We start from the raw sequence: 26884 nt of genomic DNA, 5'->3' as shown, positions 1-26884 counted from the left end.
CTCAGGGTTCGATCACGAGCCGGACCCGGCGTTTCCCGGACCTCAGCTCCGCCTCGCCGCCGCCGACGTCGACCAGGGCCGCCGGGTCGGCGACCTTTTCGCCGTTGATCCGGAAGCCGCCGTTGGCGATCTGCTTGCGCGCCTCGGAGTTGGAGGCGGCGAAGCCCGCAGCCACCATCAGCGCGCTGTGGGATGTGGCGGCGAGGTCAGCCGCTTTCAAGGTCAGGGTGGGCATGTCCGCCGACAGGCCGCCAGCCTCGAAGGCCACCCGCGCGGCCTCTTCGGCCGCCGCCGCCGCCTCCGCGCCATGCAGCATCCGGGTCGCCTCGGTCGCCAGGACCTTCTTGGCCTCGTTGACGCCGGCGCCGCTCAGGGCCTCCAGACGGAGAATTTCGTCCAGGGGCAGGTCGGTGAACAGGCGGAGGAATCGCCCGACATCTCCGTCCTCGGTGTTTCGCCAGAACTGCCAGTAGTCGTAGGGCGACAGCATGTCGGCGTTCAGCCAGACCGCGCCGGACACCGTCTTGCCCATCTTCTGCCCCGAGGCCGTCGCGAGCAGCGGGCTGGTCAGGCCAAAGGCCTGCTTGTGGTCGACCCTCCGGATCAGCTCAACGCCGTTGAGGATGTTGCCCCACTGGTCCGACCCGCCCATCTGCAGCTGGCAGCCATGTTTGCGCTCCAGCTCCAGGAAGTCGGTGGCCTGCATCAGCATGTAGTTGAATTCGAGGAAGGTCATGGGCTGCTCGCGCTCGAGGCGGAGCCGGACCGAGTCGAAGGTCAGCATGCGGTTGATGGTGAAGTGCACGCCGTAGTTCCGCAGGAACTCGACGTAGCCCAGCTTGTCCAGCCAATCGGCGTTGTTCACCAGGAGGGCGTCGGTCGGCCCCTCGCCGAAGGTCAGGAAGCGGGCGAAGACCGACTTGATGCTGTCGATGTTGGCCTGGATCTTTTCTTCGGTGAGGAGGGGGCGCGACTGGTCCTTGTCGGTGGGGTCGCCCACCTTGGTCGTGCCGCCGCCCATGAGGACGATCGGCTTGTGGCCCGCCTGCTGCATCCTGCGCAGCATCATGATCTGCAAGAGGCTGCCCACGTGCAGGGACGGGGCGGTGGCGTCGAAGCCGATGTAGCCGGTCACCCGGCCGGAAGCCGCCGCAGCGTCCAGCTCCTCGGGATGGGTGATCTGGTGGATGTAGCCGCGCGCCTGCAGGGTTCGCAGCAGGTCGGACTTGAACTCGGCTTCGGCGGTCATGGGGGGCTCCGGAGGGCTCGGTCGGGCCGGCGCCGTTTCCAGAGCGCGCCGGCCGGGGAAGGCGGCGCGAAAGGTCTCACGCCGTCGTCAGGGGCGGCGGTAATAGAACGGACGCGGGGCGCAGGGGCCTGACATGGCGCTGGCCTAGGCTCCGGGGCCGTGGCAGTCAAGCGCCATGCGCATCCTCGGCTTCATGACCGGCACCTCCCTCGACGGCATCGACATGGCGATCCTCGAGACGGACGGAGAGACCCTCCACGCCTTTGGCCCGGCTGCAGAGGCGCCCCTGCCGGACACCCTGCGCGACCTCCTGAGGCGCACCATCGCGGTCGCCCTGGAGCACCCCCGGGGGCGCGCAGCCCCCCCCATCTTCTCCGAGGCCGCCCGGGCGGTGGCCGAGGCGCACATGGCCGCGGGCGAGGCCTTCCTGAGGGCGCACGGCCTCGCCTGGGCGGACCTTGACCTGGTCGGCATGCACGGCCAGACCGTGCTGCATGAACGGCCCGCCTCGGGCCGCCCCGGGCGGACCCTCCAGTTGGGCGACGGCGAGTGGCTGGCCAGGGCGACCGGCGTTCCGGTGGCCTTCGACTTCCGCTCCGCAGACGTCGCGGCGGGCGGGGAGGGCGCGCCTCTGGCGCCCGTCTACCACCTGGCTCGGGCCGCCGCCTCAGGCCTGCCCGCGCCCCTGGCGGTGCTGAACATCGGCGGCGTGGCCAACCTGACCTGTTGGGCGGGCGGGGATCGCGTGGCGGCCTTCGACACCGGGCCGGGCAATGGCCTGATCGACCAGGTCGTCCTGGCCCGTACGGGCGAGCGGTTCGACCGGGACGGCCGACTGGCGGCCGCCGGCCGGGTCTCGGCCCCGGCCCTGGAGCGCCTGCTGGATCACCCCTGGTTCTCCGAGCCGCCGCCCAAGTCCCTGGACCGGTACGACTTTTCCCCCGCCGCCGTGGAGGACCTGCCGCTGGAGGACGCCGTCGCCACCCTTACGGCCTTCACGGCCGAGGCCGTGGCCCGGGGCTTTGGTATGGTGGAACTTCGCCCGGCCAGCCTGATCGTCACCGGCGGCGGGCGCCGGAACCCGGCCCTGATGGCCGCTCTTGCCGAGCGCCTGTCCTGCGGGGTGGCGGACGCCGAGAGCGTTGGCTGGCGTGGCGACGCTCTGGAGGCCGAGGCCTTTGCCTTCCTCGCCGCCCGGTGCGCCAGGGGCCTGCCGATTTCCTTCCCGGGGACCACCGGGATCCCGGCGCCGATGACCGGCGGCCGGATCGCCCGGCCCTAGGCCCGCAGGGGTCAGTTCCCCTCGGCGAGACGCCGGTCGAGATAGGCGCCGACCCGGGATTCCACCTCGGGCAGGTGCTCGGTCCAGAAGTGGCTGGCGCCGTCGACGACGTCATAGTCGATGACAATGCCCTTCTGGGTGCGCAGCTTGGAGACCACCTTCTCGACTTCCTGCGGCGGTGTCACGGTGTCGGCTCCCCCATGAAGCATGAGGCCCGAGGCCGGGCAGGGGGCCAGGAAGCTGAAGTCGTACATGTTGGTCGGCGGCGAGACCGAGATGAAGCCGTCGGTCTCGGGCCGGCGCATCAGGAGTTGCATGCCGATCCAGGCGCCGAAGTCGAAGCCCGCGACCCAGCACTGGGCGGCCGCGGGGTTGGTGGCCTGGAGCCAGTCGAGGGCGGTGGCGGCGTCCGCAAGCTCGCCGATGCCGGAGTCGAATTCTCCCTGGCTACGACCGACGCCGCGGAAATTGAACCGTAGCACGGAGAAGCCGCGCTTCATGAACAGGTGGAAGAGCTGGACCGCAACCGGATGGTTCATCTGGCCGCCAGCCCGGGGGTGCGGGTGAAGGATCAGGGCGATCGGCGCATTCTCGATCTTGCCCGCCGTGTAACGCCCCTCGATGCGACCGGCCGCGCCGGTCAGAACCACCTCTGGCATGTCGCCTCCTCAAGTGGAGCCCGAATAGTTGACTATCGTGCTTGGTCTTCCTAGATCGCAGTCGCCAGCACCTGACCGGCCCCGCGAGAAGCGGCGGCTTTAGCACAGGGGCCTGCGGCAAAGCTCGAAAAAAGACGAACCTTCTGGGGTCCGCCACATGCGACTGAGCACCAAGGGACGATACGCGGTCATGGCCATGGCCGACCTGGCCCGCCGGCAGGCGGAGCAGGCGGAGCGCGCCGTCGCCCTTTCGGATATCGCCACCCGGCAGGAGATCTCGCTCTCCTACCTCGAGCAACTCTTCGCGCGCCTGCGCCGCCAGGGCCTGGTGCAGAGCCATCGCGGCCCCGGGGGCGGCTATCGCCTGGCCCGCGCCGCCTCGGCCACCAGCATCGCCGAGATCGTCCTGGCGGTGGACGAGCCCCTGCGCGCCACCCGCTGCGGGGCCAAGTCGCCCGGCTGCATGATGAATGGCGAACGTTGCCTGACCCACGACCTTTGGGAGGAGACGGGCCGGCAGATCGAGGCCTGGCTCGCGTCGGTTTCGCTGGAGGACGTGGTGACGGGCCGTGTTGGCTCCGATCGGAGGGCGGCATGACCGCCCCGGGTGTCTACCTGGATCACTGCGCCACCTCGCCCCTCCGTCCTGAGGCCCGCGCCGCCATGACGGCGGCCTTCGACGTCGCCGGCAATCCGAGCTCCGTCCATGCCGACGGTCGCGCGGCCCGCGCCCTGCTTGAACATGCCCGGAGCCAGGTGGCCGCCCTTGCGGGGGCCAAGCCGGCCTCCGTCACCTTCACCAGCGGCGGCACCGAGGCCAATGTCCTGGCGATCCGAAGCGCCCTGGCGGCAGGCTCCCGGCGCCTGCTGGTCTCGGCGATAGAGCATGACTGCGTCCGTGAGGCGGCCCTCGCCAGCGAAGCGGAAGTCGTCGAGCTTCCCGTCCTGCCAAGCGGCGTGGTCGACCTTGATGCCCTGCAGGCGGCCCTCGACGCCTGGTCGCCGGCCTCTGGGCCTGTATTCCTGGCCCTGATGGCCGCCAACAACGAGACGGGCGTGATCCAGCCCGTGCGTGAGGCGGGCGAGCGGGTGAGGGCGGCGGGCGGCTGGCTTCACGTCGACGCCGTCCAGGCCGCGGGGCGCATCGCGGTCGGGCTGGACCTTTATTGCGCCGACACCCTGGCCCTCTCGGCCCACAAGCTGGGCGGCCCCCAGGGCATAGGCGCCCTGGTCGCAGGGCCGCGCAGCAGGATTGTCCGTGACCTTCCCGGTGGCGGACAGGAGCAGGGCCGCCGTGCCGGGACCCAGAACCTGATCGGCGCCGCCGGCTTTGGCGCCGCGGCGGTCGCCGCCCTCGCAGCGGAACCTGCAAGTTCCCGGGCCCGGGACGAGGCCGCCGAGCGTCTGTTGGAAGCCGGCGCCAGTGTGATCGGCGTCGATGCGCCGAGGCTGGCGGACGTGCTCTGCATCTCCGCGCCGGACCTCCCCTCGGAGATCCAGGTCATGGGCCTCGATCTGGCCGGGGTCAGGGTAAGCGCCGGTGCGGCCTGTTCCAGCGGCAAGGTCAAGCCCAGCCGGGTGCTGGAAGCCATGGGCCTGGGTACGCTCGCCGGATGCGCCATCCGCCTGAGCGGCGGGTGGTCGACTCGCCCGGAGGACTGGCGGGTCGCCGCCGGCGCCTGGATCGACCTGAAGTCCCGGCGCGCCGGGTCCCGTTCGTCGGCTGCGGCCTGAGGAGTAGAAGAGCATGGCCGCCGTCAAGGACACCGTGGAACAGGTCGCCGGGCTCGAGAAGTACGAGCACGGCTTCGTGACCGAGATCGAGCAGGAGTTCGCGCCCAAGGGTCTCGACCGCGACACGGTGGCCTTCATCTCCGCCAAGAAGGAAGAGCCCGAGTGGATGCTCGCCTGGCGGCTGGAGGCCTTCGAGCGCTGGAGCGCCATGGAGTCTCCGGAATGGGCCCGGGTCAGCTTTCCCCCCATCGACTACCAGGACGCCACCTACTACGCCGCTCCCCGGGCCAAGGCGGGCCCGGCCAGCCTGGACGAGGTCGATCCCGAACTCCTGAAGACCTACGAGAAGCTGGGAATCCCCCTGCGCGAGCAGGAAGTCCTGGCCGGGGTGACGGGCGCACCGCGCTATGCGGTCGACGCCGTGTTCGACTCCGTCAGCGTGGTGACCACCTTCAAGAAGGAGCTGGCCGAGGCCGGCGTCATCTTCTGCTCCATGAGTGAGGCGGTGCGCGAGCACCCCGACCTGGTGCGCAAGTACCTGGGCTCTGTGGTGCCGGTCACCGACAACTTCTTCGCCTGCCTGAATTCGGCGGTATTCTCGGACGGCAGCTTCGTCTACGTGCCCCCGGGGGTGCGCTGCCCGATGGAGCTGTCCACCTATTTCCGGATCAACGCCGCCGGCAGCGGGCAGTTCGAGCGCACCCTGATCATCGCCGACAAGGGGGCCTACGTCTCCTACCTCGAGGGTTGCACGGCCCCCATGCGGGACGAGAACCAGCTGCACGCCGCCGTGGTGGAACTGGTCGCCCTGGAAGACGCCGAGATCAAATACTCCACCGTCCAGAACTGGTATCCCGGCGATCCGGAGACCGGGAAGGGCGGGATCTACAACTTCGTCACCAAGCGGGCCGACTGCCGCGGCGATCGCTCGCGGGTCTCCTGGACCCAGGTCGAGACCGGCTCGGCCATTACCTGGAAGTACCCATCCTGCATCCTGCGCGGTCGCGAGAGTGTGGGTGAGTTCTATTCCATCGCCATCACCAACGGCCGCCAGCAGGCTGATACCGGCACGAAGATGATCCACCTGGGCGAGGGTACGCGCTCGCGTATCATCTCCAAGGGCATCAGCGCCGGCCGGTCCTCCAATACCTACCGCGGCCTCGTGTCAGCCCACCCGAAGGCGAGGGGCGCGCGCAACTTCACCCAGTGCGACAGCCTGCTGATCGGCAAGTCGTGCGCCGCCCACACCGTGCCCTACATTGAGGCGCGCAACGGCGCCTGCACCTTCGAGCACGAGGCGACGACGACCCGGTTGTCCGAGGACCAGCTGTTCTACGCCCGGCAGAGGGGGCTCTCCGAAGAGGAGGCCGTCCAGCTTCTGGTCAACGGCTTCGTCCGCGAGGTCCTCCAGGAACTGCCGATGGAGTTCGCCGTAGAAGCCCAGAAGCTGGTCGCGATCTCCCTGGAAGGCAGCGTGGGGTGACCCGGATGACCGTGACCGAGAGACTGTCCCTTCGCCAGGCCTTCGACCTGGAGCTGCACCGGCGCGAGGCCGAGCGCCTGGCCCGCGAGGAAACGGAACGGGCGCAGCAGGAGGCGGACCACGCCGCCGCCAGCGCCCTCTACGCCGCCCTCGCCGAGGACCCTGACTTCCTGGGCGAGCGTGGCCTGAAGCTGGATCGCACCCGCTACGCCGTCATCCTCGACCACGAGGCCTTCCGGCTCCGCGCCTACTTCGAGGCCGGCGAGGCCAGCATCACCTCCGCGGACAAGCGGACCGCCACCACCCCCACCGCGGCGCCCCGCAAGCAGGCGGTCGCCTCGTCCGTGGCCGGCGCCCTCGACATCCTCGCCCAGTTCCTTGCCGACGAGTCCCCCTCATGCTGAGCCTTCGCAATCTTCACGCCCGGGTGGGTGACCGCGAGATCCTGAAAGGCCTCACCCTTGAGGTGCCCGCCGGCGAAGTGCACGCCATCATGGGACCGAACGGGGCGGGCAAGTCGACCCTGTCCTATGTCCTTACCGGCCGGCCGGGCTATGAGATCACCGACGGTTCGGCGGAGCTGGACGGCGTCGACCTGTTGTCCCTCGAGGCGGACGAAAGAGCGGCCAAGGGCCTGTTCCTGTCATTCCAGTATCCCCTTGAAATCCCGGGGGTTCCCGCCCTGACTTTCATCCGGACCGCACTCAACGCCCAGCGCAAGGCCCGGGGCGAGCCGGAGATGTCGGCGCCGGACTTCCTGAAGCGCGCCCGCGCCTGCGCAACGGACCTGAAGATGGACTTCGACATGCTCAAGCGGCCGCTGAACGTCGGCTTCTCGGGCGGTGAGAAGAAGCGGATGGAAATCCTCCAGATGGCGCTGCTTTCGCCGAGGTTCATGATCCTCGACGAGACGGACTCGGGCCTCGATATCGACGCCCTGCGGATCGTATCGGATGGCGTGAACGCCCTGCGCGGCCCCGATCGCTCCATGCTGGTCATCACGCACTACCAGAGGCTCCTGGACTATATCCGGCCGGACCGGGTGCACGTGCTGGCCGACGGGCGTATCGCGGCCAGCGGCGGGCCCGAACTGGCCCTCGAGCTCGAGCGCGAAGGCTACGACAAGTACGCGAGGGCGGCGTGAACCTCGACGAAGCCATCCGGCTGCGGGACCCTTCGCGCCTGCCGTCCCGGCGGGACGAGGACTGGCGCTGGACGGACCTGCGCGGTCTCCTGCGGACCGTGCCGGAGCCATCGAAACGCCTGGTTCCGGGCGACCTTGGCGTCGGTCCCTTCGAGGGATTGCCGGGCGAGGCCATCCTGGTGGCCAACGGGGCGGGCCCCGAGGAGGTCCGCATCGCGGCGGGCGAGTCTCGGACCCTGGTCCTTCGTCACGTTTCCCGGGGCGACGGGGCGCACGCCTCGCGCCTGAGGATCGAGGTGGCCGAGGCGGGCCGGCTGACCCTCCTGGAGTCCCATGAGGGCGGAGGCGCAGGCCTGTCCCTGCTCGGGATCGACCTTTCCCTGGGCGAGGGCGCCGCCTGCGAGCGCCTGGTCCTGTCCGACCTGGACCCCGACGCTGTGGCGGTGGTCGAACTGGACGTGCGCCTTTCACCCCGGGCCCGTTTCGCCCAGACCCTCCTGACCACCGGCGCCCGGCGCCAGCGTCTTGAGACCCGGGTGCAGCACCCGGGCCAGGACGCCGAGGTTCGCCTCGACGGCGCCTATGTCCTGCGTGACCGTCGCCACGCCGACCTGACCACCAGCGTCCGCCATGAAGGGCCGGATGGCCGGACCGACCAGCTGACCCGCGGCGTCGTCGACGACCAGGCCCGGGCGGTCTTCCAGGGCCGGATCACCGTCCAGGAGGGTGCGGACGGCGCCGACGCACGAATGGCGCACAACGCCCTGATCCTCTCGGACAGGGCCGAGGTCGACGCCCGTCCTGAGCTTGAGATCTATGCCGACGACGTCGCCTGCGCCCATGGCGCCACGGTGGGCGCCCTCGACGACCAGGTCCTCTTCTACATGCGCCAGAGGGGGCTTCCCGAGGCGCAGGCCCGGACACTCCTGGCGGCCTCCTTCCTGGGTGAGGTCCTTGACCGGGTCGAGGCGCCAGAGGCGGCGGACCGCCTGAGGGCCTGGCTGGCCGCGCAGCTGGAGACCCGGCTCTAATGGCCTTTGACCCGGATCATGTCCGGCCGGAATTCCCGATCCTCTCGCGGAGGATCGGCGACCGGCCGCTGGTCTACCTGGACAGCGCCGCCTCGGCCCAGAAGCCCGAGGCCGTGATCGGGGCCATGTCCGACCTGATGCGGAACAGCTACGCCAACGTCCACCGGGGTCTCCACACACTGGCGAACGAGACGACCGAGCTCTATGAAAACGCACGGAAAAAGGTCGCGGGGTTCATTGGGGCGGCCGAGTCCGAGATCGTCTTCACCCGGGGCGCCACCGAGGCCCTGAACCTGGTGGCCGCCGGACTTGGGCGCAGCCTTTCGGCGGGGGACGAGGTGCTCCTGACCGAGATGGAGCATCACGCCAACATCGTTCCCTGGCATTTCCTGCGGGAACGCCTGGGCGTGGTGCTGCGCTTCGTCCCCCTCCTGCCGGACGGGGCCCTCGACATGGAGGCCCTGGAGCGCCTGATCACCCCCCGGACCCGGGTGGTGTCCGTGGTGCACATGTCCAACGTCCTGGGCACAGTGAACCCGGTGCGTCGGATCGCAGATCTCGCCCACGCGGCCGGCGCCGTCATGGTGGTCGACGCCTGCCAGTCGGTGGTCCACGCCCCTCTCGATGTCCACGAAATCGGGGCGGACTTCGTCGCCTTTTCCGGACACAAGCTTTACGGCCCCACAGGGATCGGCGTGCTTTGGGGGCGGGCGGAGCGCCTGGACGCCCTGCCGCCCTGGCAGGGCGGGGGCGAGATGATCGACCGGGTGGATTTCGACCAGATCACCTACGCAGAGCCGCCCCTGAGGTTCGAGGCCGGCACGCCGCCCATCGTCGAGGCCGTGGGCCTGGGCGCAGCAGTGGACTGGCTGTCGGGCCTCGACCGGCTGGCCGTCGCCGAGCATGAGGCCGCGCTCTACAGCCGCGCCGCCGAAGGCCTGTCCGGCGTCAATGGCATCCGGATCCTCGGCCAGGCCGAGGGCAAGGGCGCGGTGCTCAGCTTTACCGTGGAAGGGGCGCACGCCCACGACATCGCCCAGCTCCTGGATCGGTACGGCGTCGCCGTCCGGGCCGGGACCCACTGCGCCGAGCCCCTGATGCGCCGGCTGGGGGTCAGCTCCAGCGTCCGCGCCTCCTTCGGCCTCTACAACACCACCCAGGAAGTCGACGCCTTCCTCGAAGCCCTTGATCGAACCCGGACCTTCTTCTCATGACCGCCACATCTACCGAACCGAGCGGCGAGGGCGCCGCCAGCGCCCTGAGCCAGGCAGAACTCGACCGGCTGACCGACCGGTTGATCGAGGCGTTCAAGACCGTCTTCGACCCGGAAATCCCGGTGGACATCTACGAACTGGGCCTGATCTACAAGGTCGACGTCTCGGATGAGCGGGACGTGGCGGTGGACATGACCCTGACCGCGCCGGGGTGCCCGGTGGCGGGGGAGATGCCAGGCTGGGTCGAGGACGCCATCCGGTCCATCCCGGATGTGCGGAACATCAAGGTCGACCTGGTCTTCGATCCACCGTGGGATCCGTCGCGCATGTCCGACGAGGCCAAGCTTCAATTGAACATGTTCTGAGCCCATATTGAGCCCATGACGCCTGAGACCCTCGCTTCGACCCCCCGACCCCGTCGGCCCCGCCCACAGGTGGTCTCCCTGACCCCCGCCGCCGCCGACCGGGTGCGCGAGATCATGTCCCGCTCCGAGACGCCCCTGGCGGGCCTGAGGGTGGGCGTGAAGAACGGCGGCTGTGCGGGGCAGGAATATGTCCTCGACTATGCCGAGGCCATGAATCCCCTTGATGAAGTCGTCACGGACCAGGGCGTCACCATCCTGGTGGAGCCCTCGGCCGTCCTCTTCCTGCTGGGCACGGTCATCGACTTCGAGGTCACGCGCCTGTCGTCCAAGTTCGTCTTCCGAAATCCGAACCAGACCGACGCCTGTGGCTGCGGCGAAAGCGTGACCATCCAGCCCGCCGCAGCCCCAGACGCCTGAGTCCCGGCCTACTTGCGGTTGAAGACCGCCACGCGCTTCTGGAGGAAGGCCATGACGCCCTCCCGGAAGTCGGAAGTCCGGCCCGCCGTCTTCTGGGCGACCCGCTCGGCGTGCAGTTGCTGGAGCCAGTCGTTGTCGAGGCTGTCCCAGATCAGCTTGCGGATCGAGCCGAGGGCCCAGGGGCCATCGGCCAGGGAACGCGCGATCTCCTGGGCGGTGGACATCAGCTGGTCGTCGGGGACGACCCGGTTGACCAGACCCCACTCCAGGGCTGTCTTGGCGGGAATCTTCTCGCCGAGAAGGGCCATCTCCAGGGCCCGCGCCTTGCCGATCAGGCGCGGCAGGAGGTAGGTCGAGCCGCCGTCCGGCACGAGGCCGATGCGCCGGAAGGCCTGAAGGAAATAGGCGCTCTCGCCAGCGACGATGATGTCGCCCATCAGGGCCAGGGAGCAGCCCACGCCAGCCGCCGCCCCGTTGATCGCCGTCACGATGGGGATCGGATAGTCCCGCAGCGAGGTCATGAAGGGGTTGTAGACCGTCTCCAGGGCGGCGCCGGAGTCCGGGCCCTCGGGGTCCGGATTGGCGGACTGCCCTGCACCGCCACCGCCGGAGAGATTGGCCCCGGAGCAGAAGCCGCGACCCTCGCCGGTGAGAATCACGCAACGGGCGCCAGAGTCCGGCCGCGCGTAGGCGGCGAAGGCGGCGCGCAGTTCGGCCATGGTGTCGAGGCCGGCGGCGTTCATGGTGGCCGGATCGGCGAGGGAAATGACGGCGATGCCGTCATTCAGCGAAATCTTGATCTTCTCATAGGCCATGCGTTCCTCCGGATGATGGTTCTGGACTCAGGAAAGCGCGGCTGACCCTGCGTCAGGCCAGCCCCTTGGGGCATGGATCCCCGATCAGGCGTCGCCCTCGACCACAAGCCGGTTCCGGCCGCGTCTCTTGGCCTTGTAGAGGCTGGAGTCCGCCCGTTCGATCAGGTCGTGGACAGTGTCGCCGGCGCGGAAGCCTGCAATGCCTGCCGAAAGGGTGATGATGCCGAGGTTGTCGTTGGTGGAGCGCCGGCGGATGCTGGACGCGGAGACATCCTTGAGGATCGAGTTCACCAGGGGAGAGGCATCGAAGAGACTGTCGCCAGGCAGGATGATGGCGAACTCCTCGCCCCCGAACCGGGCGGCGAACCGGGGCGGGAGGACCCGCTTGCGGATCACGCTGGCGACGTAGCGAAGGACCTGGTCGCCGGTCTGGTGACCCCAGGTGTCGTTGAACTTCTTGAAGTGATCGATGTCCAGGAGCACCAGGCAGAAGAAGTCGCCCTTGGTGTCCGCCTCGGCACGCGCCTGCTCGATGCGTTCGTCGAAGGCCCGGCGATTTGCCAGCCGGGTCAGGGGGTCCGTCGCCGCCTCCTTGCGGATCTCCTCCAGCTGTTCGCGCAGCATGGCCACCTCGGAGGTCGAGGCGGCCAGGGCGCGTTCGACCGAAGCGTTCTGCGCCTGCATTTCCCGGGTCGCGTCCGTGAGGTTGGCGACCACCCCCTGGAGGGCTGAGCTGCTGGGATCCTTCTTGAGGGTCCGCGAGGTTTCCTCGAGCCGGGTGGAGAAGGTTTCACTGGTCTCATGCGCCGAGCGGATCGCCTGCTCGGCGGTGGCCAATTCGCGGGACAGGGCCTGGCCGGTGTCGCGGATCTGTTCGCTCAGGCGCCCCTTGGGCAGGTAGGTGGAGGCCAGGTGCTCGGCCAGGTCGTCTGTGATCGGCTCGCCGCTGACCATGATGCGCTCGAGCTCACGGGCGAGCGGCCCGTTGGGCTCGGCGATCACATGAGACCAGAGCTCGTAGTTGACAGGGGTCGGCCAGACGCGCTGCGACTCCAGCTGCTCCAGCGCAAGGCGGGCGAGTTCATAGGCCTCGGGCGACCTGAACCTGGAGTCGATATCCTCCGCCATCCCCTTCTTGCGTGGCCCCCGCCCAGAATAGTCGCAAAGCCGGCAAAGCCACCGGTTCCTGCTTCACTTCCGTTCCCGCGCCCCTGAGTCAAGCAGAGAGGCGCTGCCGGCTTACTTTCGCCCTGGGGTTGTAGGGCGCGAAAGGAACGCAGGGAGTTCGGAACCGAAACCCACGACCGGTTTCCCCCCCCTGCGATCGTCCTCGGAGGCTTCGCTGCGCGGCTCGCTCCTGCGGGGCGTCCGCTCGGGGCGCTCGGGGCGCTCGGGGGCCTCAGGACGCTCGGACCTATCGGGGTGACGGGTGCGTTCGCGCCGGGGCGCCCTGGGTGCGGGCTCCGGCTCAGCAGCCTCAGCGGCCGGCGCGGCTACGACATGGGTGTCTTCCGTCTCGGTCCTGGGCTCGCGCTCGCGCCGGGGCCGCGGCGGCCGATCCTCGCCGCCACGCGAACGCTCTCGCCCTGTGGGGCGACCGCGGCCGGACCGACGGTCATCCCGGGGCGTATCCTTGATGGCGGCGAAATCAACGCCTTCCAGCACGACTTCCTCGGGGTCCTTGCCGATCAGCTTGAGGACCTTGTCGATATTCTTGGCGTCGGCCGGCGTGACGATCATGAAGGCGCGGCCGGACTTGCCGGCGCGCCCGGTGCGTCCGATCCGGTGGACATAGTCGTCGGCGTGGTGCGGCACGTCGTAGTTGAAGACGTGACTGACGTCCGGAATGTCGAGCCCTCGGGCGGCCACGTCCGAGGCGCAGAGAAGCTTCAGGTCGCCGCTCCGGAAGGCGTCGAGGGTGCGCATCCGGGTCTGCTGGTCGAGGTCGCCATGGATGGCGGCGGCGTCGAAGCCGTGGGTCCGCAGGCTCTTGGCGACGATGTCCACTTCCGACTTGCGGTTGCAGAAGACGATGCCGTTCTTGATGCCCTCGGCCTCGATCAGCATGCGCAGGGCGGTGCGCTTGGCCTTGGGATCAGAGGTCGGCAGGCGCACCATGTGCTGGGCGATGGTCTCGGCCGTGGTGGCCGGACGGGCCGCCTCGATGCGCACCGGATCGTTCAGGAACTGTTTGGTCAGCCGCGTGATCTCGGGCGGCATGGTCGCCGAGAAGAACAGGGTCTGCTTCTTCGGAGGCGTCAGGCGGAAGATCCGCTCGATGTCCGGGATGAAGCCCATGTCCAGCATGCGGTCGGCTTCGTCGACCACCAGGATCTGGACGCCGGTCAGGAGCAGCTTCCCGCGCTCGAAGTGATCGAGCAGGCGGCCCGGCGTGGCGATCAGGACGTCCACCCCCCGGTCCAGCTTGAGCTCCTGGTCGGAGAAGGACACCCCTCCGATCAGGAGGGCCCAGGACAGCTTGCGCGTCTGGTTCGCCGAGTAGCGCTCGAAGGACGCGGAGACCTGGTCGGCGAGCTCGCGGGTGGGGGCGATCACCAGGGCCCGGGGCATGCGCGCCCGGCTGCGCCCCTGGGAGAGGCGCTCGATCATCGGCAGGGTGAAGGCGGCGGTCTTCCCCGTCCCGGTCTGGGCGATGCCAAGGACGTCCTTGCCCGTCAGCGCGACGGGAATGGCCTGGGCCTGGATCGGGGTGGCGGTGGTGTAGCCCGTCGCGGAGACGGCCTGCAGGATTTCGGGCGAGAGGCCCAGTTCAGCAAATTCGGTCATTATTGGCCTAAAGGGCGACGGGCCCGACCCGCAGGGCGGGGGCGCGCACGGCGCGGCGGCGCGGACGTCGGTCGTCGCGCGCCGGGGAACATACGGGCTGGGGGCTCCAAGTCAACGCGCAAGCACGCGGCGGGCCGGGCCTCAGAGGTCAAGGTCGGCTGCGGCGAACTCTGCGTTCTCCTGGATGAACCGGAACCGCAGCTCCGGCTTGCGGCCCATCAGGGCCTCGACAAGCTCCGCGACCTCGTCCTCGGAGGCCGGAAGGGTCACGCGGGCCAGGATGCGGCGGGCGGGATCCATGGTGGTCTCGCGCAGCTGGGCCGGCATCATTTCGCCCAGGCCCTTGAAGCGCCCGACCTCTGGTTTCTTGCCCTTGAACTCTGTGGCCAGCAGGGTTTCCCGATGGGCGTCGTCCCGGGCGTAGATCACCTTGGCCCCGTGGCTCATGCGGTAGAGGGGCGGCAGGGCGAGGTAGAGCCGGCCGGCCCGGATCAACTGGGGCATGGTCCGGTAGAAGAAGGTGATCAGCAGGCTGGCGATGTGGGCCCCGTCGACGTCGGCGTCCGTCATGATGACCACGCGCTCGTAGCGCAGGTCCTCCTCGCGGAACCGCGATCCGCCCTGGACGCCCAGGGCCAGCATGAGGTCCGACAGCTCCCGGTTCTGGCCCAGCTTGTCCGTGGTGGCCGAGGCGACGTTCAGGATCTTGCCGCGGAGGGGCAGGATGGCCTGGGTGCGGCGGTCACGGGCCTGCTTGGCCGAGCCGCCGGCGCTGTCGCCCTCGACGATGAAGATCTCGGACCCGTCCGAAGCCTGGCTCGAGCAGTCCGCCAGCTTTCCGGGCAGGCGCAGCTTCCGGGTGGCGGAGGCGCGGGAGACCTCCTTCTCGCGCCGCCGCTTCAGGCGCTCCTCGGCGCGCTGGATGACGAAGTCCAGCAGGGCGCGCGCTGACTTGGGCTGGGCGGCGAGCCAATGGTCGAAGGGATCGCGCAGGGCGGTCTCGACCAGCTTCTGGGCCTCGGCAGAGGACAGCCGCTCCTTGGTCTGGCCCTGGAACTCGGGGTTGGCGATGAAGACGCTGACCAGGCCGCCGGCCTGTGCGACCACGTCCTCAGCGGTCAGGAGGCCCGCACGCTTCTCGCCGACCAGCTCGGCGTAGGCCTTGAGCCCGCGGGTCAGGGCGGCGCGGAAGCCGGCCTCATGGGTTCCGCCCTCAGGCGTGGGAACCGTGTTGCAGTAGGACTGGAGGAAGCCGTCGGCCTCGCCGAAGCCCGCGCCTGTCCAGGCCACCGCCCATTCGACCTTGCCGGGATCTCCCTTGCGCTCGAAGCGACCCGTGAAGGGTTCGGGGGTGACGGTCTCGACGTCGCGGACGCGCTCGGCCAGGAAGTCCGCGAGGCCGTTGGGAAAGCGCAGGACCGCCTCGGCGGGGGTCTGGTCATGGATCAGGGCCGGATCGCAGGCCCAGCGGATCTCGACTCCGCCGAAGAGGTAGGCCTTGGAGCGGGCCATCCGGTAGAGGCGGGCGGGCCGGAAGGCGGCGGAATCGCCAAAGATGACCGGGTCCGGGCGGAAGGTGATGACCGTCCCGTGCTTCCGGGTCGCCCCGAGTTTTTCCAGTCCGCCGACAGGCTTGCCGCGGCTGAAGGTCTGGCGCCACTCGAAGCCGTCCTTGAAGGCCGTGACCTCCAGGTGCTCGGACAGGGCGTTCACCACCGAGACGCCCACGCCATGCAGGCCGCCGGAGGTCTCGTAGGCCTTGCCCGAGAACTTCCCGCCGGAGTGCAGGACGGTCATGATGACCTCCAGCGCCGACTTGCCGGGGTGCTTGGGATGGGGGTCCACCGGGATGCCGCGACCGTCGTCCCGCACGGTCAGGGCCCCATCCGCATCGAGGCGCACCTCGATGAGCCGCGCATGGCCAGCGACGGCCTCGTCCATGGCGTTGTCCAGCACCTCGGCGAAGAGGTGGTGCAGCGCCCGCTCGTCCGTACCGCCGATGTACATGCCCGGCCGCATGCGCACCGGCTCGAGCCCCTCGAGGACCTCGATGTCCTTGGCGGAATAGCCGCCCTTGCCCGACGCCGGGGGCGGGGAGGGCGCAGCCGGCGGCGGAGGCTCCGCGGCCCCTGCAGGTCGGGGTGCGGGCTGTGGGTCGTCGAACAAAGAGGCCTGGGGGGGCGTTTCAGCCATGGAGGTTCATTGCCGCGATTCGGGCCCGGAATCAGAAAGGCCGCCGGAACCCCGGCGGCCTTCCCTTGATCTCACCGGGGAGGAGGGGAGATCAGCACTTGTAGTACATGTCGAACTCGACGGGGTGCGGATGCAGCTGGAGACGCATCACCTCTTCCATCTTCAGCTCGATGTAGGAGTCGATGAAGTCGTCGTCCATGACGCCGCCGGCCTTGAGGAAGGCCCGGTCCTTGTCGAGGGCATCGAGGGCCTCGCGCAGGGAGCCGCAGACCTCGGGGACCTTCTTCTGCTCGCGCGGGGGCAGGTCGTAGAGGTTCTTGTCCTGGGGGCCGCCCGGATCGATCTGGTTGATGATCCCGTCCAGGCCGGCCATCAGCAGGGCGGTGAAGGTCAGGTAGGGGTTGCCCATCGGGTCCGGGAAGCGGGCCTCGATACGCTTGGCCTTCGGGCTGTCCACGTGCGGGATGCGGATCGAGGCCGAGCGGTTGCGGGCCGAGTAGGCCAGCTTCACCGGGGCTTCGTAGCCGGGCACCAGGCGCTTGTAGGAATTGGTCGTCGAGTTCGAGAAGGCGTTGATCGCCTTGGCGTGCTTGATGATGCCGCCGATGTACCAGAGGCACATCTGGGACAGGCCGGCATACTTGTCGCCGGCGAACAGCGGCTTGCCGGCGCCCCAGATCGACTGGTGCACGTGCATGCCCGACCCGTTGTCGGCGAACATCGGCTTGGCCATGAAGGTCGCCGTCTTGCCGTAGGCCGCCGCCACGTTGTGGATGACGTACTTGTACAGCTGCATCCGGTCGGCCATCACCACGAGGGTGTCGAACTTCAGGCCAAGCTCATGCTGGGCGGGCGCCACCTCGTGATGGTGCTTTTCCGGCTTCATGCCGAGCTCGCCCATGACCGCCAGCATCTCGCCGCGCAGGTCCTGGGCGGAGTCCACCGGGTTCACCGGGAAGTAGCCGCCCTTGGGGCCGGGCCGGTGGCCCATGTTGCCCTCGGGATACTCTCGCGCCGAGTTCACCGGCAGTTCGGTGGAGTCGAAGGAGTACCCGGTGTTGTGCGGGGCCGTGGACCAGCGCACGTCATCAAAGATGAAGAACTCGGCCTCGGGGCCGAAGAAGGCGGTGTCGCCGATGCCGGCCGACTTCAGGTAGTTCAGGGCCGACTTGGAGATCGACCGCGGGTCGCGGTTGTAGGGCAGGCCGGTATCGGGGTTCACGACGTCGCACATCAGGGCCAGCGTGGTCTGCTGGTAGAAGGGGTCGATGATGGCCGTGTCCAGGTCGGGGCGCAGCTTCATGTCGCTTTCGTTGATCGCCTTCCAGCCGGCGATCGACGAACCGTCGAACATGGTTCCGTCGTTCAGGAACTCATCGTCCACGAGATCGATGTCGAAGGTGACATGCTGCATCTTGCCGCGGATGTCGGTGAAGCGGACGTCAACGTACTTGACGTCCTTTTCCTTGATCTGGTCCAGAATGTCCTTGGCCGTGGCCATGATGTTCCCCTTCTCGGTCAAAATTCCCGCCGCCTAGACAGCGGCGTCTCCCGTCTCGCCGGTGCGGATGCGCAGGACATCCAGGACCTCAGAGACAAAAATCTTCCCATCGCCGATGCGGCCCGTCCGGGCGGCCCCGACAATGGCTTCGAGTGCGGCTTCCAGTTGGTCGTCGGGCAGGACGACCTCGACCTTGATCTTGGGCAGGAAGTCCACGACGTACTCCGCCCCGCGGTAGAGCTCGGTGTGCCCCTTCTGGCGTCCGTAGCCCTTGGCCTCAATGACCGTCATCCCCTGGAGTCCAAGCTCCTGGAGGGCTTCCTTCACCTCGTCGAGCTTGAAGGGCTTGATGACCGCTTCGATCTTTTTCATCCGACGGCTCCGGCTGGGCTCCGCGCCCGGCGACCTGAGGGCAGGTGACCCACCCGGAGAGAAGGTTCAAGTTCCGGGACGATCCGGAGCGCCCGTCTTGGGCGCAAACAGAGCAGGCGCCCAAGAAAATGGCGCCCATCGCCACTTAATTGTGCAAATGCGGGCGAGGCTTGAATTCCCCTTGAGGGCGGGCCTTCAGCGCCTAGGATCGCCCTCCACAAGGCGGGGAGAGCACAGGTGAGCGACGAAACGACACCGGTTCTGGTTGGCGGCGGCCAGTTCACATGGCGTGGTGATCCGGGCGCCTCGCCGTCTCCGACCAGCCTGCTCAAGATCGCGGCGGAAAGGGCGGCCCAGGATGCCGGACTGGGACCGGGCGCCCTGGCCGGCCTCGACGGGCTCGCCGTCATCAGCTTTGCGGTGGACGCTCCCGGCGAGCGGCGCGTCATGCCCCACTCCACCAACCCGCCCCTGACCCTTGCGCGCCGGCTGGGCGCCGCCCCCGGATGGAGTGTCTACACCCGCACCGGCGGCAACAGCTCCCAGTACGCCATCAATGTGGCGGCCCAGCGGATCGCCGAGGGGCGGAACCAGCAGATCCTGGTGGTCGGGGCGGAGTTCATGGGGTCCGGCGTCAAGCGGCTGACCCGTGGGCTCGGCTTCGACGACTGGGACGACGCCGAGGACCTGCAGCCGCCGGAATGGATCGGAGACGGTCGTCCGGGCGTCAGCCCCTATGAGGCTGTCCACGGCATGGACCGGCCGATCAACATCTATCCCCTGTTCGAGAACGCCCTGCGCGCCCGGGATGGCCGCTCCATCCCGGACCACCAGCGCCGCCTGGGCGAGCTCTTCGCCCCCTTTACCCGGGCGGCGGCGGCCAATCCCGAGGCCTGGTTCCCCATCGAGCGGAGCCCCGAGGAACTGGTCACCGTTACGCCCGCCAATCGGATGATCGGGTTTCCCTATCCCAAGTTCCTGAACGCCATCATGGACGTGGACCAGTCCTCGGGCGTCCTGATGACCAGCCTTGCGAGGGCCCGCGAGCTGGGCGTGGCTGAGGACCGTATGGTCTTCCTGCATGGCTGCGCCGACGCCAACGATATCTGGAACCCCATCGAGCGGCAGGACTTCCACTCCAGCCCGGCCATGCGGCTGACGGGGGAGCGGGCCCTGGACATGGCCGGGATCACCGTCGCCGATGTCGCCGCCTTTGATCTTTACTCCTGCTTCCCTTCCGCCGTGCAGGTGGGCGCGGAGTCCCTGGGCCTGCCCCCGGACGATCCCCGGGGCTTCACGGTCACCGGGGGGCTGCCCTACGCCGGAGGCCCCGGCAACAACTACGCCATGCACGGCGTGGTGATGATGATGCAGAGGCTGCGGGAGAGGCCCGGCGCCTTTGGCCTGTGCACGGCCAACGGCTGGTACCTCACCAAGCAGTCGACCGGCGTCTACTCGACCCGACGTCCACAGGCGCCCTTCATGCGGCAGGACCCCGCCGTCATCCAGTCGCAGATCGACGCCCTTCCGCGCCCGACCGTCATCGAACGGCCATCGGGGCGGGGCAGGGTGGAGACCTACACCGTGATTCATGACCGGGACGGCTACCGCATGGGCGTCATCGTCGGGCGGGACGAGGCGGGCCGCCGCTTCGCCGCCATCATCCCCGGAACCGAGACGGAGGCGCTGGCTTCCCTCGAGAGCCGGGAGGGCGTCGGACGCACCGGAACCGTCGCCCGTTCGCAGGACGACCGCCGTAACCTCTTCACCCTGGACTGACCCATGCAAAGACTTTTCCTGATCCGCCACGGCAAGCCCGCCGCAGTCTGGGGCGAGGCCGATGAGGACCCAGGCCTCGATGACGCGGGCCGCGCCCAGGCCGAGGCCGCCCGGGACTTCCTCCTGTCCCTCCCCGAGGACCAGAGGCCCAGCCGGGTTGTCAGTTCGCCCCTGCGCCGCTGCCGCGAGACCGCGGCGCCGACGGCGGAGGCCCTGGGAGTCGAGATCGAGATTGACCCCGGCGTCGGCGAGATTCCTACGCCGGCCGCCCTCACGGCCGAGGACCGGCCCGCCTGGCTCCGCGAGGCCTTCCAGGGCCGCTGGGCCGACATCCGCGGCGACCTCGACTACGAGGACTGGCGACGCCGGGCCGCAGACTCCCTCCTCGCGCGGGGCGGGACGGCCGTCTTCAGTCATTACGTGGCGATCAATGCGGTCATGTCGATCCTGGCGGAAGAGGACAAGGTCCTCGTCTTCCGTCCCGACCACGCCTCCGTCACCACCCTGGCCACCGACGGCCTCCGCCTGGCCCTGGTCGCACCCGGGCGCGAAGCCTCCACCGGCGTCCTCTAGCCGATGTCGCCCCGGTCCATACTCACCGTCACAGAGATGGCGCAGGCGGACCGGGCGGCCGTTGCGGCGGGAACGCCCGTCGCCCGGCTGATGCAGAGGGCCGGGCAGGCCGTGGCGCGCGCCATCGAGGCGAGGTTCGATCCCCAGCCCGTGCGCGTCCTCTGCGGTCCGGGGGACAATGGCGGCGACGGCTATGTGGTCGCGGCTGAACTGGCGGCGCGGGGGTGGCCGGTGGCGGTCGAGGCCCTCGCATCCCCCGCCACCGACGCCGCCCGCCGGGCGCGCTCCGCCTGGAAGGGACAGGTCGCTGACTGGGGGGCGGATGGACCAGAGGGGCTCGTGGTCGACGCCGTCTTCGGCGCCGGGTTGAACCGCCCCCTCGAGCCGGGGGTGGTCCGCCGGCTCGAGGCCCTGGAGGCCGGATCCCGCCAGGTGGTGGCCGTCGATGTCCCAAGCGGCCTGTCGGGCGATACGGGGCGCCCCCTGGGGGCCTGGGCCCTCTCAGCAGTCCTGACCGTGACCTTCCAGGCCCGCAAGCCCGCCCATGTCCTGTACCCTGGCCGGGAACTCTGTGGCGAGATCGTCGTCGCCGAGATCGGCCTTGGCGACGTCGCCTCGCGGCTCTTCGAGAATGATCCGGATCTCTGGATCGACCGCTTCCCCTGGCCCCGGGCCAGTGGCCACAAGCACAGCCGCGGGCGCCTGGGGGTGATCAGCGGCGGGCACTGGCGGACGGGCGCAGCGCGGCTCGCCGCCCGCGCGGGACTGCGCGCGGGCGCCGGGGTCGTGACGCTGGTCTCGCCGCGCGATGCACTGGCCGTAAACGCCGCCCATCTCGAGGCGATCATGCTCGCCCCCGCCGACACAGCCGACGAAGTCGAGGCGGCCTGCGCCGAGATGGACGCCATCGTTGTCGGGCCGGCCGCCGGGCTCGATGAGCCGGCGCGCGAAAAGGTCCAGGCCCTGGGGCGCACGGGCGCGGCCCTGGTCATCGACGCCGACGCCATCACAGTCTTTCGACATGCGCCGGCCGACCTCTTCGCCCTGCTCGACATCGATGACGTCCTGACTCCCCACGAAGGTGAGTTCGAGCGGATCTTCCCGGGTCTCCTCGCCACCTCAGGGACACGCATCGCTGCGGCGCGTGAGGCCGCCCGCCGGGCCGGGGCGGTGGTCCTGCTGAAGGGCGCCGACACGGTCGTGGCCCACCCGGACGGACGGGCGGCGGTCAGCCTGAACGCCCCGCCCTGGCTGGCGACCGCGGGATCAGGCGATGTCCTGGCCGGCCTGATCGGCGGGCTGCACGCCCAGGGAGCCAACGGATTTGACGCCGCCTGTGCAGGCGCGTGGATCCATGCAGAGGCCGCCGAGCGCTTCGGGCCTGGCCTGATCGCTGAGGATCTTCCGGGCCTGGTCCCCGCGGTCCTTTCGGACCTTTGGGCACGGCACTGATCTGGTGCCCTCCGCCGGACTCGAACCGGCACGCCTTGCGGCACGGGAACCTAAATCCCGCGCGTCTACCAGTTTCGCCAGGAGGGCGGCCAACCGGCGTCCGTCTAGGACCGGCGGTGGTTGGAGACAAGGCGGGAATCCGGTCTCAGGGGGGGTTTCCGGTTCAACCCGGGGCTGAACCCTGCAATAAGGTGAAGGCAGGGTTTGCCATGAAGGCATGGCCAACGGGAGGTGTCAGATGTCCGGCTTGATTGACCGGGGCCCCGTTCTCGGCTCCCGGGACATCCGCCAGGTGAAGGCCGTCGCGGAAAAGGGCAGCATCCGGCGCGCGGCGGAAGTGCTTGGCATGACCCAGCCCGGTCTCAGCAAGAATCTCCGCCTGATCGAAGACCGGCTGGGCGTGGACTTGTTCCAGCGCTCCACTTCCGGCGTGCGACTGACTCCGGCGGGGGCCATGCTCGTCGAGCGGGGGAGGCAGGTCCTCCTCGACCTTTCGGCCATTGAGCGTGATATCGAGGAAGCCTCTCGGGGGGAGAGTGGCTCTGTGAAGGTCGGGCTCGGCCCGGTCACGGCCCTGGAACTCGCCACCGGCCTGCTCGCCGAGGCGCACCGCCTTCATCCGGGAATATCCGTGGAGGTGGAGGTCAACGACCCGGGCACCCTCCTGGAGATGCTGAAGGCCGGGCGGCTCGATTTTGGTGTTTTCCATGTCGAGCCCGGGAGCCTGGGCCCGGAGCTCACGTCCCGGGAGGTGCTCAGGACGCGGCCAATCGTGCTCGTCGGATCGCAGCATCCGTTGGCGGGCCGGGATCATGTCGATCCCCGAGACCTTAGCCGCTACCGCATCACCGCGACGCGGATCTATCCCAGCCTCCAGAGGTGGCTGGAGCAGAGGACAGGGGGGCCGCTCAAGCCGGCCCTGGTCGGTTCGGATTACTACCAGATCGCCGAGCTTCTGCAGCAGACGGATGCCTACACAGTCGCCTCGACGGGTATCCTCAAGCGACTCCAGCGCTTTTTCCCTCTGGTGCACCTAAGGATGGACGGGCTCGACTTCGAGCACCTCGCCCATTGCGTCCAGGCCTCGAGCCGGCCGCTCTCCACCGCGGGCCAGCGCATCCTCAAGCTGACGACCCGATTGCTCGACCAGAGCTGGCAAGGCCCTCAAGCCTAGGGTTATGCCGGTCTAAGCAACCGCCGGCTATCGGCCGCCGGGCCGGCTTCCTACGCTTTCTCCCAATGGAATTGGTCCATTGCGGCCCTTCGGGGTCCGCAAGCGAGGGAGAAGCACCACCATGCCCAACGGCAAGCCGAATATTCTCATCATGTGGGGCGACGACATCGGTCAGTCGAACCTTTCGATCTTCACCAAGGGGATGATGGGATACCGCACCCCCAACATCGACCGCGTCGCCGAAGAAGGCATGCTCTTCACCGACTACTACGCCGAGCAGAGCTGCACGGCCGGTCGCGCCTCGTTCATCACCGGCCAGTGCGGCCTGCGGACCGGCCTGACCAAGGTTGGCCTGCCGGGCGCCGAGATCGGCATGCGCCCTGAGGATCCGACCATCGCCCGCGTCATGAAGGGCCAGGGCTACGCCACCGGCCAGTTCGGCAAGAACCACCTCGGTGACCGCGACACCCACCTGCCGACCATGCATGGCTTCGACGAATTCTTCGGCAACCTCTACCACCTGAACGCCGAGGAAGAGCCCGAGCTGCGGGACTATCCGAACCCGGTCGACTTCCCGAACTTCAAGTCGAACTTCGGCCCGCGCGGCGTCCTGCACTGCAAGGTCGACGGCAAGGGCGGCCAGACCATCGTCAACACCGGCCCGCTGACCAAGAAGCGGATGGAGACCATCGACGACGAGGTCCTGGAAAAGACCGTCGACTTCATCAAGCGTCACAATGACGCCGGCGTGCCGTTCTTCGTGTGGTTCAACACCACCCACATGCACTTCCGCACCCACGCCAAGCCGGAGAGCCTGGGCCAGTCGGGCCGTTGGCAGTCCGAGTACCATGACGTCATGATCGACCACGACAAGGCGATCGGCGTCCTGCTCGACCTTCTCGACGAGCTCGGCATCGCCGACGACACCTTCGTCATGTACTCCACCGACAACGGTCCGCACTGCAACAGCTGGCCTGACGCCGGCACCACGCCCTTCCGCAGCGAGAAGAACACCAACTGGGAAGGCGCCTACCGCGTTCCCGCCATGGTTCGCTGGCCGGGCAAGATCAAGGCGGGTTCGGTGTCCAACGACATCGTCTCCCACCTCGACTGGCTGCCCACCCTGGCCGCTGTCGCCGGTGCGCCGGACGTCAAGGAACGCCTCCTCAAGGGGACCAAGATCGACGGGCACGACTTCAAGGTCCACCTCGATGGATACAACATCCTCGACTACCTCACCGGCAAGGAAGAGAAGTGCCCCCGCATCGGGTTCCTCTACTTCACCGATGACGGCGAGCTGTCCGGTCTCCGCTATGACAACTGGAAGGTCGTGTTCATGGAGCAGCGGTGCCCCGGCACCTGCATGATCTGGTCCGAGCCCTTGGTCACCCTGCGGACGCCGAAGATCTTCAACCTCCGCACCGACCCCTACGAGCACGCGGACATCACCTGCAACAGCTACTGGGACTGGATGTTCGACCACGTCTACCTGCTGGTGCCGGCGCAGTCCCTGGTCGCCCAGTTCCTGTCGTCGTTCAAGGAGTTCCCGCCGCGCCAGAAGGCGGCGAGCTTCAACCTCGACGCGGTGATGGATAAGATGCATCAGGGTGCGTCGGGCGGCGCCTGACGGCTGACTTCCCCGGATCCGGTTGTCCCGGATCCGGGGGCCTTACTTGAGACTGGAGCCCGCCATGCTGACGCCAGAGACCCTCAAGCTGGCGGCGATCTCCAGCATCTTCCTGCTGGTGGCGTCGATCGGGCTACAGACCCGTTTCGGTTCGACCCTCCGGGTCTTCACGGATCCTTCCAACCGTCGAAAGGCCGTTGGCGCCCTTAGCGCCATGTTCATCGCCATGCCTGTCCTGGCCTGGTTGCTTGTGCGGATTGGGGGGCCGGGCGCCCCTGCCGCCGCCGCCCTGCTGGCCCTCGCCATTTCCCCCATGTCGCCCTTCCTTCCGCGCAAGCAGTGGAAGGTCGGCGGCGACGCCGAGTGGGTGACCGCCCTCCAGGTCACCGCGACCCTCCTGTCGGTCGCCCTGGCGCCGGTCTATCTCGCTATCTTCTCCCGGGCATTCGACATGTCTGTCGAGGCGCCCGTCGCCGACATGATGAAAGTCCTGACCCTGACCGTCCTGGCCCCCCTGGGACTGGGCCTGCTCGTCCGCAGTCTCGCCCCCGACCTCGCCTCGCGGCTGGTCCGGCCGGTCGGCCTCGTCGGAACTGCGGTCCTTGCGGTGGTGGTCCTGCTGATCCTGGTGGGCGTCTGGCCAGCGCTTGCAGCAGCGGCGACGACCCCGGCGCTTCCCGCCGCGGTCCTCCTGGCAGTTGGCGGCGTCCTCCTGGGCCATGTCCTGACCCCCGGTCCGGCGCCGGACAAGACATCGGCGGCGATGGCCGCCGTTTCCCGCCATCCGGGCGTAGCCATTGTCCTCGCCAGCGCCGCGCTGGGCGGCGCCCCGCCCGCCCTGCTGGGCTCGGTGCTGCTCTTCCTCCTCGTCGGGACCCTCGTTCTGGCGGTCTACCAGGTGGGGTCGGGTTTCCAGGAGGAGTGACCGGGGCTTCCGGTTCGATCTAGAGGCTGGCCACGGGCAGTCTGAGGAGGAAGACCAGGACCGCCACTCCCAGGCCTCCCGCCAGGATGACCAGCAGTCGCCGCTGCCGTTCGGACCTCGCCACCGTCGAGATGCCCAGCAGGAACAGGATCAAGGCCAGGATCACGGTAGAGGCCACGTAGCGGTCCCCGGTCGCGTTCGCCTTGTCCGCCTTGCTGAACAGGTTGGACGCGTCCTCGCGCAGCCTTGACGCCTCGCGGGACTCCGGGTGCTCGGCGCGGGGCAGGGGAACCGCGGGGCCCTGGCGGACCTGTCCGCGAAGGTCTTCCGGGTACTGCGCCCGCCATTCGGCGAAGACCTTCCTGAATCCGGGGGCGAACCTTCGCTCGTAGAAGGTCATGAGCTCGCGGTCATCCACGGCGGCGGCCGAGAGCCAGGCCATGTAGAGCGCCGTATCCATTCCGGCCTTCTGGCCCGCCTGGAGTTCCAGGCGCGCTGCCTCGGTCACCCGGGCGGACCCGGTGGCGTAGCTGCTCGCCTGGATGCCGCCCCACAGCGAGGACTGGTAGGTCGCCCAGGCTGAAGCGACGCCCGCGGCCGCCAGCATGATCGAGGCGACGGTCTCCAGACGGCGATTTCGCGAAGGGGAGTCCGGATCAGCCATGTCAGCCCTTGTGTGCCTTGGGCTCAGCGAAATGGGTGATGTCCTTGGCCAGGAACCAGTTCAGCACCGTCCGGATCGCCGCGATGGCGCCCAGCATGCCGATGTCCTGCCAGGTGGGCGCGACGGCGGTCCGGATGATGTCTGCGGCCAGGGCGAACTCCAGGGCGAGCAGGATCCAGGCGGCGAAACCCAGCCAGATTTCCCGCCGGACCGCCAGGTCATTGCGGCTGGAGAGCACGTGCCTCAGGGTTTTGAACAGGGCTTCGGCCGCCCCCCAGGCGACGACGAGAACGACCGCGATTTCGGCCAGGAGGCCGAGGGTCTGGGCGGCTTCATGCAACAGATGTTCAAGCATGGTCTTCTCCCGAAATTTCTGGGCATCCTATCGCAGCGTCCCCGGGGTTTGGGCATAAGGATAGGTTCTAGGGATATGTGGCGACGGAA

The 26884-nt window shown here is 68.7% G+C and carries 26 protein-coding genes and 1 tRNA gene; 16 read left to right on the top strand and 11 right to left on the bottom strand.

What is annotated here, in order from left to right; translation table 11 throughout:
- Position 1: 1 nt before the first annotated feature.
- Positions 2 to 1249 carry a tyrosine--tRNA ligase gene (gene tyrS, locus HYN04_RS07345; protein WP_110450157.1) on the bottom strand — a complete coding sequence of 416 codons (1248 nt, stop codon included), beginning with the start codon at positions 1247 to 1249 and terminating at the stop codon, positions 2 to 4.
- A gap of 175 nt (positions 1250 to 1424) precedes the next feature.
- Here tyrS and HYN04_RS07340 point away from each other — a divergent pair, with 175 nt between their 5' ends.
- Positions 1425 to 2531: an anhydro-N-acetylmuramic acid kinase gene (locus HYN04_RS07340; RefSeq protein ID WP_110450156.1), complete on the top strand. Its 1107-nt coding sequence runs from the start codon at positions 1425 to 1427 to the stop codon at positions 2529 to 2531.
- 11 nt (positions 2532 to 2542) lie between these two features.
- Here HYN04_RS07340 and HYN04_RS07335 read toward each other — a convergent pair whose 3' ends face one another.
- Positions 2543 to 3190, bottom strand: a complete 648-nt coding sequence (locus tag HYN04_RS07335) for an alpha/beta hydrolase (RefSeq protein WP_110450155.1) — start codon at positions 3188 to 3190, stop codon at positions 2543 to 2545.
- A 157-nt stretch (positions 3191 to 3347) separates the two neighbouring features.
- Here HYN04_RS07335 and HYN04_RS07330 point away from each other — a divergent pair, with 157 nt between their 5' ends.
- From HYN04_RS07330 to HYN04_RS07290, 9 genes are read left to right on the top strand one after another with little or no spacing between them, the layout of a single operon-like run.
- Positions 3348 to 3788: an Rrf2 family transcriptional regulator gene (locus HYN04_RS07330; protein ID WP_110450154.1), complete on the top strand. Its 441-nt coding sequence runs from the start codon at positions 3348 to 3350 to the stop codon at positions 3786 to 3788.
- Positions 3785 to 4924, top strand: coding sequence for a cysteine desulfurase family protein (locus HYN04_RS07325; protein WP_110450153.1), 1140 nt, complete (start codon positions 3785 to 3787; stop codon positions 4922 to 4924). The genes HYN04_RS07330 and HYN04_RS07325 overlap by 4 nt, the downstream gene beginning before the upstream one ends.
- A 13-nt stretch (positions 4925 to 4937) precedes the next feature.
- A complete protein-coding gene (gene sufB / locus HYN04_RS07320) occupies positions 4938 to 6407 on the top strand; it encodes a Fe-S cluster assembly protein SufB (RefSeq protein ID WP_110450152.1) in 1470 nt (489 codons plus the stop codon).
- Between the two features lie 11 nt (positions 6408 to 6418).
- A complete protein-coding gene (locus HYN04_RS07315; RefSeq protein ID WP_162599584.1) occupies positions 6419 to 6811 on the top strand; it encodes a hypothetical protein in 393 nt (130 codons plus the stop codon).
- Positions 6805 to 7551, top strand: coding sequence for a Fe-S cluster assembly ATPase SufC (gene sufC / locus HYN04_RS07310; RefSeq protein WP_110450150.1), 747 nt, complete (start codon positions 6805 to 6807; stop codon positions 7549 to 7551). The genes HYN04_RS07315 and sufC overlap by 7 nt, the downstream gene beginning before the upstream one ends.
- A complete protein-coding gene (gene sufD / locus HYN04_RS07305; RefSeq protein ID WP_110450149.1) occupies positions 7548 to 8582 on the top strand; it encodes a Fe-S cluster assembly protein SufD in 1035 nt (344 codons plus the stop codon). Before sufC ends, sufD begins: the two co-directional genes overlap by 4 nt.
- Entirely contained in the window at positions 8582 to 9796 is a 1215-nt protein-coding gene (locus HYN04_RS07300) for an aminotransferase class V-fold PLP-dependent enzyme (RefSeq protein WP_110450148.1), read from the top strand. The genes sufD and HYN04_RS07300 overlap by 1 nt, the downstream gene beginning before the upstream one ends.
- Positions 9793 to 10161 carry an SUF system Fe-S cluster assembly protein gene (locus tag HYN04_RS07295; RefSeq protein WP_110450147.1) on the top strand — a complete coding sequence of 123 codons (369 nt, stop codon included), beginning with the start codon at positions 9793 to 9795 and terminating at the stop codon, positions 10159 to 10161. The genes HYN04_RS07300 and HYN04_RS07295 overlap by 4 nt, the downstream gene beginning before the upstream one ends.
- Before the next feature lie 6 nt (positions 10162 to 10167).
- Positions 10168 to 10578: a HesB/IscA family protein gene (locus HYN04_RS07290; protein ID WP_110450146.1), complete on the top strand. Its 411-nt coding sequence runs from the start codon at positions 10168 to 10170 to the stop codon at positions 10576 to 10578.
- Positions 10579 to 10586: 8 nt separating this feature from the next.
- Here the strand turns inward: HYN04_RS07290 and HYN04_RS07285 are convergent, their stop codons facing one another.
- From HYN04_RS07285 to HYN04_RS07260, 6 genes are all read right to left on the bottom strand, one after another.
- Complete coding sequence (locus HYN04_RS07285) at positions 10587 to 11393, bottom strand: enoyl-CoA hydratase/isomerase (RefSeq protein WP_110450145.1); 807 nt, start codon at positions 11391 to 11393, stop codon at positions 10587 to 10589.
- Positions 11394 to 11477: 84 nt separating this feature from the next.
- Positions 11478 to 12521, bottom strand: a complete 1044-nt coding sequence (locus tag HYN04_RS07280; protein WP_110450144.1) for a diguanylate cyclase — start codon at positions 12519 to 12521, stop codon at positions 11478 to 11480.
- 111 nt (positions 12522 to 12632) lie between these two features.
- A complete protein-coding gene (locus HYN04_RS07275) occupies positions 12633 to 14180 on the bottom strand; it encodes a DEAD/DEAH box helicase (protein WP_110450143.1) in 1548 nt (515 codons plus the stop codon).
- A 141-nt stretch (positions 14181 to 14321) separates the two neighbouring features.
- Positions 14322 to 16373, bottom strand: a complete 2052-nt coding sequence (parE, locus tag HYN04_RS07270; RefSeq protein ID WP_110450142.1) for a DNA topoisomerase IV subunit B — start codon at positions 16371 to 16373, stop codon at positions 14322 to 14324.
- 91 nt (positions 16374 to 16464) lie between these two features.
- Positions 16465 to 17874 carry a type I glutamate--ammonia ligase gene (glnA, locus tag HYN04_RS07265; RefSeq protein WP_110451338.1) on the bottom strand — a complete coding sequence of 470 codons (1410 nt, stop codon included), beginning with the start codon at positions 17872 to 17874 and terminating at the stop codon, positions 16465 to 16467.
- 33 nt (positions 17875 to 17907) lie between these two features.
- Entirely contained in the window at positions 17908 to 18246 is a 339-nt protein-coding gene (locus HYN04_RS07260) for a P-II family nitrogen regulator (protein ID WP_110450141.1), read from the bottom strand.
- Between the two features lie 237 nt (positions 18247 to 18483).
- Here HYN04_RS07260 and HYN04_RS07255 point away from each other — a divergent pair, with 237 nt between their 5' ends.
- From HYN04_RS07255 to HYN04_RS07245, 3 genes are read left to right on the top strand one after another with little or no spacing between them, the layout of a single operon-like run.
- On the top strand, positions 18484 to 20025 hold the full coding sequence (locus tag HYN04_RS07255) for an acetyl-CoA acetyltransferase (RefSeq protein ID WP_110450140.1): 1542 nt from the start codon (positions 18484 to 18486) through the stop codon (positions 20023 to 20025).
- Positions 20026 to 20028: 3 nt separating this feature from the next.
- On the top strand, positions 20029 to 20598 hold the full coding sequence (locus HYN04_RS07250) for a histidine phosphatase family protein (protein WP_110450139.1): 570 nt from the start codon (positions 20029 to 20031) through the stop codon (positions 20596 to 20598).
- A gap of 3 nt (positions 20599 to 20601) precedes the next feature.
- The gene (locus HYN04_RS07245; protein ID WP_110450138.1) at positions 20602 to 22050 is read left to right on the top strand and encodes an NAD(P)H-hydrate dehydratase; all 1449 of its coding nucleotides are present in this window, start codon (positions 20602 to 20604) and stop codon (positions 22048 to 22050) included.
- Between the two features lie 2 nt (positions 22051 to 22052).
- Here HYN04_RS07245 and HYN04_RS07240 read toward each other — a convergent pair.
- Positions 22053 to 22137, bottom strand: a tRNA-Leu gene (locus HYN04_RS07240).
- A 151-nt stretch (positions 22138 to 22288) separates the two neighbouring features.
- Here HYN04_RS07240 and HYN04_RS07235 point away from each other — a divergent pair.
- From HYN04_RS07235 to HYN04_RS07225, 3 genes are all read left to right on the top strand, one after another.
- On the top strand, positions 22289 to 23224 hold the full coding sequence (locus tag HYN04_RS07235) for a LysR family transcriptional regulator (protein ID WP_162599583.1): 936 nt from the start codon (positions 22289 to 22291) through the stop codon (positions 23222 to 23224).
- A gap of 121 nt (positions 23225 to 23345) precedes the next feature.
- Positions 23346 to 24851 (top strand): arylsulfatase, encoded by a 1506-nt coding sequence (locus tag HYN04_RS07230; RefSeq protein ID WP_110450136.1) that lies wholly within the window; start codon positions 23346 to 23348, stop codon positions 24849 to 24851.
- Positions 24852 to 24915: 64 nt separating this feature from the next.
- Positions 24916 to 25776, top strand: coding sequence for a bile acid:sodium symporter family protein (locus HYN04_RS07225; RefSeq protein ID WP_110450135.1), 861 nt, complete (start codon positions 24916 to 24918; stop codon positions 25774 to 25776).
- A 19-nt stretch (positions 25777 to 25795) separates the two neighbouring features.
- Here the strand turns inward: HYN04_RS07225 and HYN04_RS07220 are convergent, their stop codons facing one another.
- Positions 25796 to 26440: a hypothetical protein gene (locus HYN04_RS07220; RefSeq protein WP_110450134.1), complete on the bottom strand. Its 645-nt coding sequence runs from the start codon at positions 26438 to 26440 to the stop codon at positions 25796 to 25798.
- A gap of 1 nt (position 26441) precedes the next feature.
- On the bottom strand, positions 26442 to 26795 hold the full coding sequence (locus HYN04_RS07215; protein WP_110450133.1) for a DUF1622 domain-containing protein: 354 nt from the start codon (positions 26793 to 26795) through the stop codon (positions 26442 to 26444).
- Positions 26796 to 26884 lie beyond the last annotated feature (89 nt).

The organism is Phenylobacterium parvum (assembly GCF_003150835.1).
In the GTDB taxonomy this organism is placed as follows: Bacteria; Pseudomonadota; Alphaproteobacteria; order Caulobacterales; family Caulobacteraceae; genus Phenylobacterium; species Phenylobacterium parvum.
Note: the sequence above shows the minus strand (reverse complement) of the source record. Positions and strands in the feature narration are given on the sequence as shown.